This window comes from Streptomyces sp. DH37, from assembly GCF_029813835.1.
Classification (GTDB): Bacteria; Actinomycetota; Actinomycetes; order Streptomycetales; family Streptomycetaceae; genus Streptomyces.
This window is the reverse complement of sequence record NZ_JARVKV010000061.1, coordinates 1-15,487: the sequence shown is the minus strand read 5'-3', so window position 1 is coordinate 15,487 and position 15,487 is coordinate 1. Positions and strand designations below refer to the sequence as shown.

Genomic DNA, 15,487 nt, shown 5'->3' with positions numbered 1-15,487 from the left:
CACCATCGCGGCGCCCGCCCGTGTGCAGCAGGCTCTGTGTGTGCCGGGGGGCGCACCGGGGCCGGGGCGCGTACCGGCCCCGGTGCGCGTACCGGGATCCGGGGTGCGCGCCCGGGGAACGACCGAAGACTCCCGAGAAGTTCCGACGCGATCGAACTATCCGAAACAGGAGACATACCGTGACAACGGCTGTAGTGAATCCCAGGACCGGGGGCAGCGGAGGAAGTACGGCCGTCGCCGCGCGGGCGCGGCAGGTCGTCAAGGCGTACGGGGCCGGCGAGACGCGGGTGGTCGCGCTGGACCGGGTGGACGTGGACATCGCGCGGGGCGCGTTCACCGCGATCATGGGCCCGTCGGGCTCGGGCAAGTCCACGCTGATGCACTGCCTGGCGGGGCTGGACTCGGTGACGTCCGGGCAGGTGTGGATCGGGGAGACCGAGGTCACCGGGCTGAAGGACGGGAAGCTGACCCGGCTGCGCCGCGACAAGATCGGTTTCATCTTCCAGGCGTTCAACCTGCTCCCGACGCTGAACGCGCTGGAGAACATCACGCTGCCGATGGACATCGCGGGCCGGAGGCCCGACCGGGAGTGGCTCGACCGGGTGGTGGAGACGGTCGGTCTGTCGGGGCGGCTCAAGCACCGGCCCAACCAGCTCTCCGGCGGCCAGCAGCAGCGCGTGGCGGTGGCCCGCGCCCTGGCGGCCCGGCCGGAGATCATCTTCGGTGACGAGCCGACGGGCAACCTGGACTCGCGCGCGGGTGCGGAGGTGCTGGGCTTCCTGCGGCGTTCGGTGGACGAGCTGGGCCAGACGATCGTGATGGTGACGCACGACCCGGTGGCGGCGGCGTACGCGGATCGGGTGCTCTATCTGGCGGACGGCCGCCTCGTGGACGAGATGCAGCGTCCGACGGCGGAGGCTGTGCTGGACCGGATGAAGGCGTTCGACACGTTCGGGCGGGTGTCATGACCGTTCTGAGGACTTCGCTGCGCAATCTCGTGGCGCACAAGGGCCGGATGCTGCTGAGCGGTGTCGCGGTGGTGCTGTCGGTGGCGTTCGTGTGCGGGACGCTGGTGTTCACGGACACGATGAACACGACGTTCGACCGCCTCTTCTCGCAGACGGCCGCGGACGTGACGGTCTCGCCGAAGGGCGCGGAGAGCGACGAGCTGCCGGAGACGGGGCGGCCGGAGACGGTGCCGGGTTCGCTGCTGGAGGAGCTGGAGGGCGTCGAGGGGGTCTCCTCGGTGGCCGGCGGCGCGTTCAGCATGAGCGTGACGGTGGTGGACTCCGAGAACGAGAACATGGGGTCGTCCACGGGCGCGCCGACGATAGCGAGCAACTGGACGGAGATCGACGAGCGGTCGATGGAGATCACCGAGGGCCGGGTGCCGCGCGGTCCGGGTGAGGTGATGGTCGACGCGGACACGGCGGAGAAGCACGGTCTGGAGCTGGGCGAGGAGTTGCGCACGATCTCGGCGCTGGGCGACTTCCGGGCGCAGATCGTGGGGGTGGCGGCGTTCAGGTCGACCAATCCGGGCGCGACGGTGGTGTACTTCGACACCGAGACGGTGCAGGAGAGGCTGCTGGGCGACCCGGACGCGTTCACGGCGGTGTCGGTGACGGCGGCCGAGGGCGTGAGCGACGAGGAGCTGAAGGGGAACGTCGTCGCGGCGCTGGGCTCGGGGGAGTACCGGGTCCAGACGCGGGAGGAGTACGCGGCGGAGAGCAAGGAGGGGATCGGTTCCTTCCTGGACGTGATGAAGTACGCGCTGCTGGGCTTCGCGGGGATCGCGCTGCTGGTGGGGGTCTTCCTGATCGTCAACACCTTCTCGATGCTGGTGGCGCAGCGGACGCGTGAGATCGGTCTGATGCGGGCGATCGGTTCGAGCCGCCGCCAGGTGAACCGCTCGGTGCTGGTGGAGGCCGTGCTGCTGGGCGTGCTGGGGTCGGTGGCGGGTGTGGCCGCCGGTGTGGGTCTGGCCGTCGGGCTGATGGAGCTCATGGGCCTGATGGGCATGAACCTGAGCACGGACGATCTGACGCTGAAGTGGACGACGCCGGTGGTCGGCGTGGTGCTGGGCGTCGTGGTGACGGTGCTGGCGGCGTACCTCCCGGCGCGGCGCGCGGGGCGGGTGTCGCCGATGGCGGCGCTGCGGGACGACGGTCTGCCGGCGGCGGGGAGCCGGGTGGGCCGGGTCCGCTCGGGTGTGGGTCTGGTGCTGACGCTGGCCGGCGCGGGTGCGCTGGTGGTGGCGGCGGGGTCGGACGACGCCGCGGGGGGTTCGGCGTTCCTGGGCCTGGGCGTGCTGCTGACGCTGGTGGGTTTCGTGCTGATCGGCCCGCTGCTGGCGTCGTTCGTGGTGCGGGTGCTGGGCGCGGTGGTGCTGCGGGTGTTCGGCCCGGTGGGGCGGATGGCGGAGCGGAACGCGCTGCGCAATCCGCGCCGTACGGGGGCGACGGGTGCGGCGCTGATGATCGGGCTGGCGCTGGTGGCGTCGTTGTCGGTGGTGGGCGCCTCGCTGGTGGCGTCGGCGGGTGACGAGCTGGACCGCTCGGTGGGCGCGGACTTCATCATGATGTCGACGGCCGGGCCGGTGGTGCCGGAGGCGGTGGAGCGGGTGCGCGCCGCGGAGGGCGTGGAGCACGTCACCGAGTACCGGATGCTGGAGGCGCGGCTGACGGGGCCGGACGGCGAGCCGGTGAGGGAGGCGGTGACGGCGGCGTCCCCGACGTACGCGGAGGACCTGCGGGTGGAGACGGTGGCGGGTGAGCTGCCGGCGGCGTACCAGCGGGACTCGATGTCGGTGCCGGAGGACTTCGCGCGGAAGCACGGTGTGGAGGTCGGCGACCGGATCGAGGTGGACTTCGCGGCCGGCGGTACGGCGGAGCTGACGGTGCGGGCGGTGACGGCCGCGGACACGAGTGTGGACCAGGGCGCGCTGTACCTGAGCATCGCGACGGCCGAGCGGTATGTGCCCGAGGAGCGGATGCCGCTGAACATGATGCTCTTCGCGAAGGCGGAGGAGGGTCAGGAGGACGCGGCGTACGCGGCGCTGAAGAAGGAGCTGGATCCGTTCCCGCAGTACGAGGTCCGCAACCAGGCGGACTACAAGGAGCTGCTGGAGGACCAGGTGGGGCAGTTGCTCAACATGGTCTACGGGCTGCTGGCGCTGGCGATCGTGGTGGCGATCCTGGGCGTGGTGAACACGCTGGCGCTGTCGGTGGTGGAGCGGACGCGTGAGATCGGTCTGATGCGGGCGATCGGTCTGTCGCGGCGGCAGCTGCGGCGGATGATCCGGCTGGAGTCGGTGGTGATCGCGCTGTTCGGCGCGCTGCTGGGGCTGGGCCTGGGGCTGGGCTGGGGTGTGGCGGCGCAGCGGCTGCTGGCCCTGGAGGGGCTGAAGGTCCTGGAGGTGCCGTGGCCGACGATCGCGGGGGTGTTCCTGGGGGCCGCGGTGGTCGGGCTGGTGGCGGCTCTGGTGCCGGCGTTCCGGGCGGGTCGGATGAACGTGCTGAACGCGATCGCCACGGAGTAGTCCGCGGTGGGGCTGTGTGGCCCGGTGCGGCCCGGTCACGGTGGGTGCGGTGTGCGCCCGCCGGGCCGGGCCGCCGTGCCGTGCGGCGGCGGAGGGGGGTGCGGTCGTCGTAGGCTGGGACCCCCGGCCCGCTCGGCGTGTCGGGTCGTTCGTGTTGTCCGGGGCGCCTGCGCGCGCGTGCCCTTGTTGTCCAGCCTCTGGGATGGAACGTCTCGATGAGTCTCACCGGTCTTCTTGATGCGGTCGTACGGGATCCCGCGCTGGCGGAGGCGGTGCGTGCCGCCGCCGACGGCCACCGGCGCGAGGTGGACCTGGTCGGGCCGCCGGCGGCGCGGCCGTTCGCGGTGGCGGCGCTGGCGCGGTCGGCGGGGCGTCCGGTGCTGGCGGTGACGGCCACGGGGCGTGAGGCGGAGGACCTGGCGTCGGCGCTGCGGTCGCTGATGCCCCCGGGCCGCGAGGACGCGGTGGTGGAGTACCCGTCGTGGGAGACGCTGCCGCACGAGCGGCTGTCGCCGCGGTCGGACACGGTGGGGCGCAGGCTGGCGGTGCTGCGCCGGCTGGCGCATCCGAGCGCGGACGATCCGGCGGCGGGTCCGGTGAGCGTGGTGGTGGCTCCGGTGCGGTCGGTGCTGCAGCCGCAGGTGAAGGGCCTGGGGGACCTGGAGCCGGTGAGCCTGCGCTCGGGGGCTCAGGCGGATCTGGGCGAGGTGGTGGACGCGCTGGCGGCCGCCGCGTACGCGCGGGTGGAGCTGGTGGAGAAGCGGGGGGAGTTCGCCGTGCGCGGCGGGATCCTGGACGTGTTCCCGCCGACGGAGGAGCATCCGCTGCGGGTGGAGTTCTGGGGTGACGAGGTCGAGGAGATCCGTTACTTCAAGGTGGCCGACCAGCGCTCCCTGGAGGTGGCCGAGCACGGGCTGTGGGCGCCGCCGTGCCGTGAGCTGCTGCTGACGGACGAGGTGCGGGCGCGGGCGGCCGAGCTGGCGCGGGAGCATCCGGAGCTGGGCGAGCTGCTGGGGAAGATCGCCGAGGGCATCGCGGTGGAGGGGATGGAGTCCCTGGCGCCGGTGCTGGTGGACGACATGGAGCTGCTGCTGGACGTGCTGCCGACGGGGAGCATGGCGGTGGTGTGCGATCCGGAGCGGGTGCGCACGCGGGCGGCGGACCTGGTGGCCACCTCGCAGGAGTTCCTGCAGGCGTCGTGGGCGGCGTCGGCCGGTGGCGGTGAGGCGCCGATCGACGTGGGCGCGGCGTCGCTGTGGGGGATCGCGGACGTCCGGGACCGGGCGCGTGAGCTGGGCGTGCCGTGGTGGTCGGTGAGCCCGTTCGCCACGGGCTCCGCGGACGCCGAGCGGGAGGCGGAGTCGCTGACGCTGGGGATGCGGGCTCCGGAGAGCTACCGGGGGGACACGGCGCGGGCGCTGGCGGACACCAAGGGGTGGCTGGCGGACGGCTGGCGGTGCGTGTACCTGACCGAGGGGCACGGTCCGGCGGCCCGCACGGTGGAGGTGCTGGGCGGCGAGGGGATCGCGGCGCGGCTGGAGCCGGAGCTGACGGAGATCACCCCGTCGGTGGTGCACGTGTCGTGCGGGACGCTGGAGAACGGGTTCGTCGATCCGGGCCTGAAGCTGGCGGTGCTGACGGAGACGGACCTGACCGGGCAGAAGGCGGCCGGCCGGGATCTGGGGCGGATGCCGGCGCGGCGGCGGAAGACGATCGATCCGCTGACGCTGCAGCCGGGCGACTACATCGTGCACGAGCAGCACGGTGTGGGCCGGTACATCGAGATGGTGCAGCGCACGGTGCAGGGGGCGACGCGCGAGTACCTGCTGGTGGAGTACGCCCCGGCCAAGCGGGGCCAGCCGGGGGACCGGCTGTTCGTGCCGACGGACCAGCTGGAGCTGGTCACCAAGTACGTGGGCGGTGAGCAGCCGACGCTGCACCGGCTGGGCGGCGCGGACTGGACGAAGACGAAGGCGCGGGCGAAGAAGGCGGTCAAGGAGATCGCCGCGGACCTGATCAAGCTGTACTCGGCGCGGATGGCGGCGCCGGGGCACGCGTTCGGCGCGGACACCCCGTGGCAGCGGGAGCTGGAGGACGCGTTCCCGTACATGGAGACCCCGGACCAGCTCACGACGATCGCCGAGGTCAAGGAGGACATGGAGAAGTCGGTCCCGATGGACCGGCTGGTCTGCGGCGACGTCGGCTACGGCAAGACGGAGATCGCGGTGCGGGCGGCGTTCAAGGCGGTGCAGGACGGCAAGCAGGTGGCCGTGCTGGTGCCGACGACGCTGCTGGTGCAGCAGCACTTCGGGACGTTCTCGGAGCGGTACGCGCAGTTCCCGGTGAAGGTGCGGGCGCTGTCGCGGTTCCAGACGGACGCCGAGGCGAAGGCGGTGCTGGAGGGGCTGCGGGACGGCTCGGTGGACGTGGTCATCGGCACGCACCGGCTGTTCTCGTCGGAGACGCGGTTCAAGGACCTGGGCCTGGTGATCGTCGACGAGGAGCAGCGCTTCGGTGTGGAGCACAAGGAGCAGCTGAAGAAGCTGCGGGCGAACGTGGACGTGCTGACGATGTCGGCGACGCCGATCCCGCGGACCCTGGAGATGGCGGTCACGGGCATCCGGGAGATGTCGACGATCACCACGCCGCCGGAGGAGCGGCATCCGGTGCTGACGTTCGTCGGCCCGTACGAGGAGCGGCAGATCGGTGCGGCGATCCGCCGCGAGCTGCTGCGCGAGGGCCAGGTGTTCTACATCCACAACCGGGTGGAGTCGATCGACCGGGCGGCGGCGCGGCTGCGGCAGATCGTCCCCGAGGCGCGGATCGCCACGGCGCACGGCCAGATGTCGGAGTCGGCGCTGGAGCGGGTGGTGGTGGACTTCTGGGAGAAGAAGTTCGACGTGCTGGTGTCGACGACGATCGTGGAGTCGGGCATCGACATCTCCAACGCCAACACGCTGATCGTGGAGCGGGGCGACACCTTCGGCCTGTCCCAGCTGCACCAGTTGCGGGGCCGGGTGGGGCGTGGCCGCGAGCGCGGCTACGCGTACTTCCTGTACCCGCCGGAGAAGCCGCTGACGGAGACCGCGCACGAGCGGCTGGCGACGATCGCGCAGCACACGGAGATGGGCGCGGGCATGTACGTGGCGATGAAGGACCTGGAGATCCGCGGGGCGGGCAACCTGCTGGGCGGCGAGCAGTCGGGTCACATCGCGGGCGTGGGCTTCGACCTGTACGTGCGGATGGTGGGCGAGGCGGTGGCCGACTACCGGGCGGCGCTGGAGTCGGGCGGGGAGGTGGAGGAGGCCCCGCTGGAGGTGAGGATCGAGCTTCCGGTGGACGCGCACGTCCCGCACGACTACGCGCCGGGGGAGCGGCTGCGGCTGCAGGCGTACCGGGCGATCGCGTCGGCGAACTCGGAGGAGGACATCGCGGCGGTGCGCGAGGAGCTCGCCGACCGCTACGGTCCGCTGCCGGAGCCGGTGGAGAACCTGCTGCTGGTGGCGGGGCTGCGGATGCTGGCCCGCTCCTTCGGGGTGGCGGACGTCACGCTGCAGGGCCCGAACGTGCGGTTCGCGCCGGTGGAGCTGCGGGAGTCGCAGGAGCTGCGGCTGAAGCGGCTGTACCCGCGGTCGGTGGTGAAGGCGTCCGCGCGCCAGGTGCTGGTGCCGCGTCCGACGACGGCGCGGATCGGCGGGAAGCCGGTGGTGGGGCGTGAACTGCTGGCCTGGGTGGGGGAGTTCCTCACCACGGTGCTGAGCTGATCCGAGACTGAGCGGGAGGGCGCTCATGGGAGCGTTCCCGTAGGCGGTGACCTGCGAGGACCGGCCCGGGCTTCCGGGCCGGCCGGAACGTAGGATCGCTGCCATGGAGCAGCGAGTACTGGGCAGGACGGGCCGCGAGGTGTCCGTCGTGGGACTGGGCACCTGGCAGCTGGGTGCCGACTGGGGCCAGGTGCGCGAGGAGGACGCGCTGGCGGTGCTGGACGCCGCCGTGGAGTGCGGCGTGACGTTCCTCGACACCGCCGACGTCTACGGCGACGGCCGCAGCGAGCGGCTGATCGGCCGGTTCCTCGCGGAGCGCCCGGGCGTGGACGTGTTCGTGGCGACGAAGATGGGCCGCCGGGTGGACCAGCTGCCCGAGCACTACAACCTGGCCAACTTCCGGTCCTGGACGGACCGTTCCCGCACCAACCTGGGCGTGGAGACCCTGGACCTGGTCCAGCTCCACTGCCCGCCGACGCCGGTGTTCTCCTCGGACGAGGTGTTCGACGCGCTGGACACCCTGGTGGCCGAGAAGCGGATCGCGGCGTACGGGGTGAGCGTGGAGACGTGCGCGCAGGCGCTGACGGCGATCGCGCGGCCGGGCACGGCGAGCGTGCAGATCATCCTCAACCCGTTCCGGCTCAAGCCGCTGGAGGAGGTCCTCCCGGCGGCGGCCGAGGCCGGGGTGGGCATCATCGCCCGCGTGCCGCTGGCGTCGGGCCTGCTGTCGGGCCGCTACACCCGCGAGACGGTGTTCTCGCCGGACGACCACCGGGCGTTCAACCGCCACGGCGAGGCGTTCGACCAGGGCGAGACGTTCTCGGGCGTGGACTACGAGACCGGTCTGGAGGCCGCCGCGGAGTTCGCGGAGCTGGCGCCCGAGGGCGCCACGCCCGCGCAGACGGCGCTGCGGTGGATCGTCCAGCAGCCGGGCGTGACCTCGGTGATCCCCGGCGCGCGCAACCCCGGGCAGGCGCGGGCGAACGCCGGGGCCGCGGCGCTGCCGCCGCTGCCGCGGGAGACGCTGGACGCGATCACCGGGCTGTACGACCGGCGGATCCGCCCGCAGGTGCACGACCGCTGGTAGGGCGCCGGCGGGGGTGCCCGCGGCAGAGGCGGACGGCGGGGCCGGTCGGCGTGGATGGCGACCGGCCCCGCCGTCTTCGTCCCGTTGGCGCCGTTGGCGCTGTTGGAAACGTTGGTCGCGTATGCGATCGATGACCCCTTGCGGATGAATGCCCGCCGGACCCCTCGGGTAGCCGGGAGGACTCGTGGAAATCCGGCACGAGGGAGTCATCAGTGAGCAAGGCCAACGTGTTCGTCATCGGACTGGACGAGGAGAACGTCAGGACGCTGCGCGCGGTGCCGCACGCGGAGGAGTACCGCTTCCACCCCCTGCTGAGCATCGAGGAGCTCCAGCACGGCGAGATACCGGTGGCCGAACTGCTGGAGAAGGCGCGGAAGGAACTGGACGCCTTCGACGGCACCATCGACGCCATCGTCGGCTACTGGGACTTCCCCGTCAGCACGCTGGTCCCGATCCTGGCCGAGCGCTACGGGACGCGCGCCACCAGCCTGGAGTCGGTGGTCAAGTGCGAGCACAAGTACTGGAGCCGGCTGGAGCAGCGGAAGGTCATCAGCGAGCACCCGCGCTTCGCGCTGGTGGACCTGGAGGGCGATCCCCGTCCACCCGAGGGCCTGCGGTTCCCGATGTGGCTCAAGCCGGTCAAGTCCTACTCCTCGGAGCTGGCCTTCGGCGTGAAGGACGAGGAGGGGTTCGCGGCGGCGGTGGCCGAGATCCGCGAGGGCATCACCCGCATCGGCCGCCCCTTCGAGTACGTGATGCGCAGGCTCCAGCTGCCGCCCGAGGTCGCCGAGGCCGGCGGGCAGGCGTGCCTGGCCGAGGAGTCGCTGACGGGCGTGCAGGCCGCCGTCGAGGGCTACGTGTACGACGGCGAGGTGACCGTCTACGGGGTGCTGGACTCGATCAACTACCCCGACACCCCCTGCTTCCTGCGCCACCAGTACCCCGCCGCCCTGCCCGAGCCGGTGCAGCTGCGGCTGCGGGACGTCTCCCGGCGCGTGATCGAGCAGATCGGCATGGACTGGGCCACGTTCAGCATCGAGTACTTCTACGACGCGGCCAGCGACGAGATCAGCCTGCTGGAGATCAACCCGCGGCACTCGCAGTCGCACGCCGAGCTGTTCGAGTTCGTCGACGGCGTCCCCAACCACCACGCCATGCTCAGCCTGGCCCTGGGCCGCGACCCGCGGCTGCCCTACCGGGAGGGCCCCTACGCGCTGGCCGCCAAGTGGTACCACCGGCAGTTCACCGACGGCCTGGTGACGCGGGTGCCGACGGCCGAGGAGATCGAGCGCGTGGAGCGCGAGGTGCCCGGGGTGCGGATCACGGTCAAGCCGGAGGAGGGGCAGTGGCTGTCCGACATGCCGGGCCAGGACAGCTACAGCTTCGAGCTCGCGCACGTCTTCGTCGGCGCCGACAGCGAGGAGGAGATGCGCGCGAAGTACGACCACTGCCTGGCGATGCTGCCGTTCGAGTTCGCCGAGGAGACCGGCGCGAAGACCGACGCGAAGACCGACGCGAAGACCGACGAGGCCGCCTGAGCCGGGCGGGAGAGGAGGTGGTCCGGCCGTGCGCCACGTGACCAGCCTGCCGTACGCGACCAAGGAAGAGCAGCACGTGTGGATCCCGGTGTCGGACGGGACCCGGCTGGCGGCCCGCATCTGGCGGCCGGTCTCCTCCGACGACACGCCGGTGCCGGCGGTGCTGGAGTACATCCCGTACCGCAGGCGCGACCTGACCTCGGTGCGCGACTCCGTCCACCACCCCTACATCGCCGGCCACGGCTACGCCTGCGTACGGGTGGACATCCGCGGCACCGGCGAGTCCGAGGGGGTGCTGCGCGACGAGTACCTGGAGGTGGAGCAGTCCGACGCCGAGGACGTGCTGGCCTGGCTGGCCGAGCAGCCCTGGTGCGACGGACGCACCGGGATGATGGGCATCTCCTGGGGCGCCTTCGCCGCCCTCCAGGTCGCCGCCCGCCGCCCGCCGAGCCTGCGGGCGATCGTCGTCTCCTCCTTCACCGACGACCGGTACGCCGACGACATGCACTACATGGGCGGCTGCCTGCTGTCGGACAACCTGGCCGAGGCGGGCACGATGTTCGCCTACGGCACCTGCCCGCCGGACCCGGCGCTGGTGGGCGAGCGGTGGCGCGGGATGTGGCTGGAGCGGCTGGAGAACACCCGGCCCTGGGTGCTGGAGTGGCTGCGCCACCAGCGGCGCGACGACTACTGGCGGCACGCCTCGGTCTGCGAGGACTACGCGGCCGTCGACGTGCCGGTGCTGGCCTCCAGCGGCTGGGCGGACGGCTACTCCAACGCCGTCACGCGCCTGCTGGAGCACCTGGACGTGCCCCGCAAGGGCCTGATCGGGCCGTGGTCGCACAAGTACCCGCACCTGGGGCAGCCGGGCCCGGCCATCGGCTACCTCCAGGAGGTGGTGCGCTGGTGGGACCACTGGCTCAAGGGCGCCGACAACGGGGTGATGGACGGCCCGATGCTGCGGGCGTGGATGCAGGAGAGCGTGCCGCCGTCGACGTCGTACGAGGAGCGGCCCGGCCGGTGGGTGGGCGAGCCGTCCTGGCCCTCGCCGCACGTCACCCCCACCGAACTGCCGCTGGGCGCGCACCGGATCCACCGGCCGGACGAGAAGCCGGAGGAGACGGAGCTGACGGTGCAGTCGCCGCTGTCGGTGGGCCAGTTCGCCGGGAAGTGGGCCTCGTACAACGCGCCGCCGGACCTGCCGTACGACCAGCGCGAGGAGGACGGCGGGTCGATGGTCTTCGACAGCGAGCCGCTGACCGAGCGGGTGGAGATCCTGGGCGCGCCGACCGTGGAGCTGGAGCTGTCGGTGAGCGAGCCGGTGGCGATGGTCGCCGCCCGCCTGTCCGACGTCGCCCCCGACGGCCGCGCCACCCGCGTCACCTACGGGCTGCTCAACCTCACCCGCGCGGGCGGCGACGAGCCCGAACCGCTGGAGCCCGGCCGCCGGTACCGGGCGACGGTGCAGCTCAACGGCGTGGCGCAGGTCTTCCCGCCGGGCCACCGCGTCCGGCTGTCGCTGTCGACCTCGTACTGGCCGCTGGCCTGGCCGCCGCCGCGCCCGGTGCTGCTGAGCGTGTACGCGCCCGGCAGCGCCCTGACGCTGCCGGTGCGCCCGGTCGCGGAGTCCGACGAGGTGGAGGGGGAGCCGTTCGGCGAGCCCGAGGGGACCGAGCCGATCCGCACCCGCCAGACCACCCCGCCCGAGCAGCGCTGGGAGGTCTCCCGGAACCTGGTGGACTACGGGTCGTCGCTGGAGATCGTCAAGGACGGCGGGACGGTCCACTTCGAGGACATCGACCTGGACGTGCGGCGCCGCGCCTACGAGCGCTACGACTCGGTGGCCGACGACTTCACCTCCGCCCGGGGCGAGTCGGAGTGGACGATGGCGTTCTCGCGCGGCGACTGGAACGTGCGGACGGTGACCCGCACGGTGCTGCGCTGCACCGGGACGGAGTTCGTCGTGCACGCCACCCTCGACGGGTACGAGGGGGACGACCGGGTGTTCTCCCGCACCTGGAACGAGACCCTGCCGCGCGACCACGTCTGACCCGCCGTCCGGTCCGGCCCGCCTCCCGGGCCCCCTGACCGTCCGCCCCCTGTGGGAGAGTGACCGCCGCCGGAGCACCGGCTGCGGACAGGGGGCGGACGGTCAGGGGGCGGACGGTCAGGGGGCGGACGTGGACGGAACGGCGGACCGGGGCGCGCTGGCGGAGATCCTGGCGGACGCGGCACGGGGGGTCTTCCCCCCGCCGGACGGATCGGTGACGGTCGTGCCCCAGCCCTCGGCGCGCGACGCCGGGGTGCTGGCGCTGGCCGCGCACGCGGTGGTGTTCACCGACGAGGACCCGGCCTGGGTGCTGGAGCGGATCCGGCGGGCGCCGGGCGACCGGCTGGCCGCCCCGCTCAGCCCGGTCTTCCTGGCCGGCCTGTCCGCCCGCACCGGGCGGACGGCGGGCTGCGTCGACCTGCTGACCGCCGCCGGGGCGCTGCCCGGCCCGCCGCCGCTGCCGCTGGCCGAACTCGGCGACCCCGGCCATCCGCGCGTGGCGCGGGCGCTGCTGTGCCGCGACGAGGTGCGGGTGTGGGCGGCCGACGGCGGGGTGGTGGTGCTGGGCCGCGGCGTGGCGGGCCGCTGGGAGGCCGCGATCGAGGTGGACGAGCGGGCGCGCGGCAGGGGGCTGGGCCGCGCCCTGGCGCTGGCCGCCCGTCGGCTGGCGCCCCCCGGCGCGGTGGTGTGGGCGCAGCAGGCCCCCGGCAACGCCCCCAGCGTCCGCGCCTTCCAGGCCGCGGGCTACCGCCCGGTGGGCGGGGAGGTCCTGCTGGAGGCGGCGCCCTCCCGGCCGCCGTCGCCGGGCGGGGCGCGGCCCGGCCGCTGACCGGCGGGGCGGGCCGCGACCGCCTTCCACCGAGCGTACGTTCAGAGTTCACCCGGACGTCCCCCGTACGGCATCCGGAGCGGACGGCGCGTGACTAGCCTCCACCTGCGGGGCCGGGAGTGGCGGCCAGTGGCCGCCCGGCCCCGCCGTCCTGTCCGCAGCGTCTGGAAACCACGTGCCGAAGCTCTCAGTGATCGTCCCCTTCCACAACGTCCAGGAGTACGCGCAGGACACCCTGCGCAGCCTCGCGGCCAACGCGCGGCCGGGGACGGAGTTCATCCTGGTCGACGACTGCTCCACGGACGCCACCGCGGAGATCCTCGACCGGGCCGTCACCGATCTGCCGCACGCCCGGCTGCTGCGGCACGAGGAGAACCGGGGGATCGCCCAGGCCCGCAACACCGGCATCGAGGCCGCCGAGGGCGACTACCTGACCTTCCTCGACGGCGACGACTGGTACGCGCCCGGCTACCTGGACGAACTGGTCCGCTCCATCGAGGAGTTCGGCTGCGACTTCGTGCGCACCGACCACGTGCAGTCCACCGGCCGCGACCGCGTCGTCAAGCGGGCGCCGGCGCGGCGGCGGGACGCGGTCCTCAGCACCCGGGACGCCATAGCACCGCCCGAGATGGAGACGATGGTGGACTACCCCTTCGTCTGGGCCGGGATCTACCGCCGCGGGATCTTCGAAACGGGCGGCGACGGCCTGGGGATGCGGTTCACCACCCACCTGCGCACCGCCGAGGACCGCGTCTTCATGTGGCAGCTCCACCTGAGGGCGAGGACGTTCGCGACCGTCGGCCTGCTCGGCGTCTTCTACCGGCGCGGGGTCACCACCTCGCTGACCCAGATCCGCGACGCCCGGCAGCTGGACTTCATACCGGCCCACGACCTGGTCCTGGCCGAGGTCGCCGCCGACCGGGAGGCCGACCGCTTCCTGCCCAAGATCGTGCGGACCTACTGCGCCATGATCGCCTTCCACGCGGCCGGCGCCCACCGCTACGAGCCCTCCGCCGCACGGCGGCTGAAGCACGAGTCGGCCGCGGCGCTGCGCCGGATGCCGCGCGAGGTGCTGGAGCGGACGCTGACGTCCATGGACCACGAGCGCGCCAGGACGCTGCGGCGGCTGCTGGGCGGCACGGCACGGAAGGCGGCCTGAGATGACCGGCACCGACAGCACCGGCGGCGCCACCCGCGGGACGGGCGCCGGCGCGCGCACCCGCGTCCAGCTCTTCGAGGTCTCCACCCTCTACGGCACGGCCACGCTCGCCGCCGCCCTGGACGCGGGCCTGTTCGGGCCGCGCCACGGGGTGCGGCGCGTCCTGCTGGTCTCCAACAACGCCGAGGTGCCCGAGACCGCCTCCCGCCTGGACGGGATGCGCGGCTGGCACCGGCTGGCCGCCCGCTTCGACCAGGTGGTCGACTGGAACGACACCATCCGCCCCCACCACCCCAGCACCTGGAGCCCGGCGGGCAACGACTGCCCGCTGTGGGAGCGGATGTTCCGCGCGAGCTGGGGCCTGGGCGACGGGCCGGTCGACCTGGTCGTGGAGTCCGTGCACGTCAGCCCGGCCAAGGCGCTGGCCGCGATCTTCGCGAGCGCGTCCGTCCACGTCTACGCCGACGGCCTGATGAGCTACGGCCCCACCCGCGAGAAGCTGCCGCAGACCCTCGCCTGCCGCATCCAGCGCCTGCTCCACCTCGACCTCGTGCCCGGCCTGACGCCGCTGCTGCTGACCGAGTACGGGGTGCCGTCCGAACTGGTGCCGAGCGGGGTCTTCCGCTCGGTCCTGGACGAACTCGACGACGCATCCCCGGACGGCGGCCCGGACGGCGGTTCGGACAGCGGTTCGGACGCGGCCCTCGACCCGGACGGCGAGGGCGCCCCCACCGCCGTCCTGCTGGGCCAGTACCTGGCGGCGCTCGGCATCCTCACCGTGGACGAGGAGGAGGCGCTGCACGAGCGGATGCTGCGCGGCGCCGCCGCGGCCGGGCACCGCTCGGTCCTCTTCAAGCCCCACCCCACGGCCCCCGTCCGCTACTCCAGGGCGCTGGACAAGGCCGCCGCCGACACGGGCGTACGGCTGGTGGTCCTGGAGAAGCCGATGCTGGCCGAGACCGTCTTCCGGCGGTGCCGCCCGGAGCTGGTCGTGGGCTGCTTCTCCACCGCGATGCTCACCGCCTCCGCCCTGTACGGCGTGCCCGTCGCACGGGTGGGCACCGAGCCGTTGCTGGACCGGCTGACGCCGTACCAGAACAGCAACCGCGTCCCGCTGACCATCGTCGACGCCCTCGTGCCCGACCTGGAGGCCCCGGACACGGGGGAGGCCGCGCGCGGCGAGGTGGTCACCGAGTCCGTGGAGGCGGTGCGGCGGATCGAGCCGCTGGTGCGGGCCGTCGGGTACTGCATGCAGGCCGACCGCTACCCGGCCCTGCGCGCCGAGGCCGAGGCGTGGCTGACCGCCCACCTCGACGAGAGCACCGCCCGCTACTTCAAGCGGCGCCGCCTGACCGCGCTCCGGCTGCCCGGCGGGCTCACGCCCGGCCTGGTGCGCCGTCTGCCGGGCAGCGACCACGCGCTGCGCGCCGCGCGCCGGGTGAAGCGGGCCGCCGCTTCCCGCGCCCGCGGGAAGTGACACCGGGAGGAGGCCGAAGGCCGGGACCGTGGATCGGTCCCGGCC

The 15,487-nt window shown here is 73.2% G+C and carries 9 protein-coding genes; all 9 read left to right on the top strand.

Annotated features, from left to right (window positions below; translation table 11 throughout):
* Positions 1-179 precede the first annotated feature (179 nt).
* The 9 genes from QC029_RS24240 (at position 180) to QC029_RS24200 (ending at position 15,442) form a co-directional block, all read left to right on the top strand.
* A complete protein-coding gene (locus QC029_RS24240; protein WP_279557899.1) occupies positions 180-968 on the top strand; it encodes an ABC transporter ATP-binding protein in 789 nt (262 codons plus the stop codon).
* Positions 965-3,538 carry an ABC transporter permease gene (locus QC029_RS24235; protein ID WP_279557898.1) on the top strand — a complete coding sequence of 858 codons (2,574 nt, stop codon included), beginning with the start codon at positions 965-967 and terminating at the stop codon, positions 3,536-3,538. Before QC029_RS24240 ends, QC029_RS24235 begins: the two co-directional genes overlap by 4 nt.
* Positions 3,539-3,753: 215 nt before the next feature.
* Complete coding sequence (gene mfd / locus QC029_RS24230; protein WP_279557897.1) at positions 3,754-7,302, top strand: transcription-repair coupling factor; 3,549 nt, start codon at positions 3,754-3,756, stop codon at positions 7,300-7,302.
* Between the two features lie 103 nt (positions 7,303-7,405).
* Positions 7,406-8,389, top strand: a complete 984-nt coding sequence (locus QC029_RS24225) for an aldo/keto reductase (protein WP_279557896.1) — start codon at positions 7,406-7,408, stop codon at positions 8,387-8,389.
* Between the two features lie 212 nt (positions 8,390-8,601).
* Positions 8,602-9,927: an acetyl-CoA carboxylase biotin carboxylase subunit family protein gene (locus QC029_RS24220; RefSeq protein ID WP_279557895.1), complete on the top strand. Its 1,326-nt coding sequence runs from the start codon at positions 8,602-8,604 to the stop codon at positions 9,925-9,927.
* Positions 9,928-9,955: 28 nt separating this feature from the next.
* Positions 9,956-11,977, top strand: a complete 2,022-nt coding sequence (locus QC029_RS24215) for a CocE/NonD family hydrolase (protein WP_279557894.1) — start codon at positions 9,956-9,958, stop codon at positions 11,975-11,977.
* A 130-nt stretch (positions 11,978-12,107) separates the two neighbouring features.
* Positions 12,108-12,806, top strand: a complete 699-nt coding sequence (locus QC029_RS24210; protein ID WP_279557893.1) for a GNAT family N-acetyltransferase — start codon at positions 12,108-12,110, stop codon at positions 12,804-12,806.
* Between the two features lie 175 nt (positions 12,807-12,981).
* Positions 12,982-13,965: a glycosyltransferase gene (locus tag QC029_RS24205; RefSeq protein WP_279557892.1), complete on the top strand. Its 984-nt coding sequence runs from the start codon at positions 12,982-12,984 to the stop codon at positions 13,963-13,965.
* A 1-nt stretch (position 13,966) separates the two neighbouring features.
* A complete protein-coding gene (locus tag QC029_RS24200) occupies positions 13,967-15,442 on the top strand; it encodes a polysialyltransferase family glycosyltransferase (protein WP_279557891.1) in 1,476 nt (491 codons plus the stop codon).
* Positions 15,443-15,487: the final 45 nt, after the last annotated feature.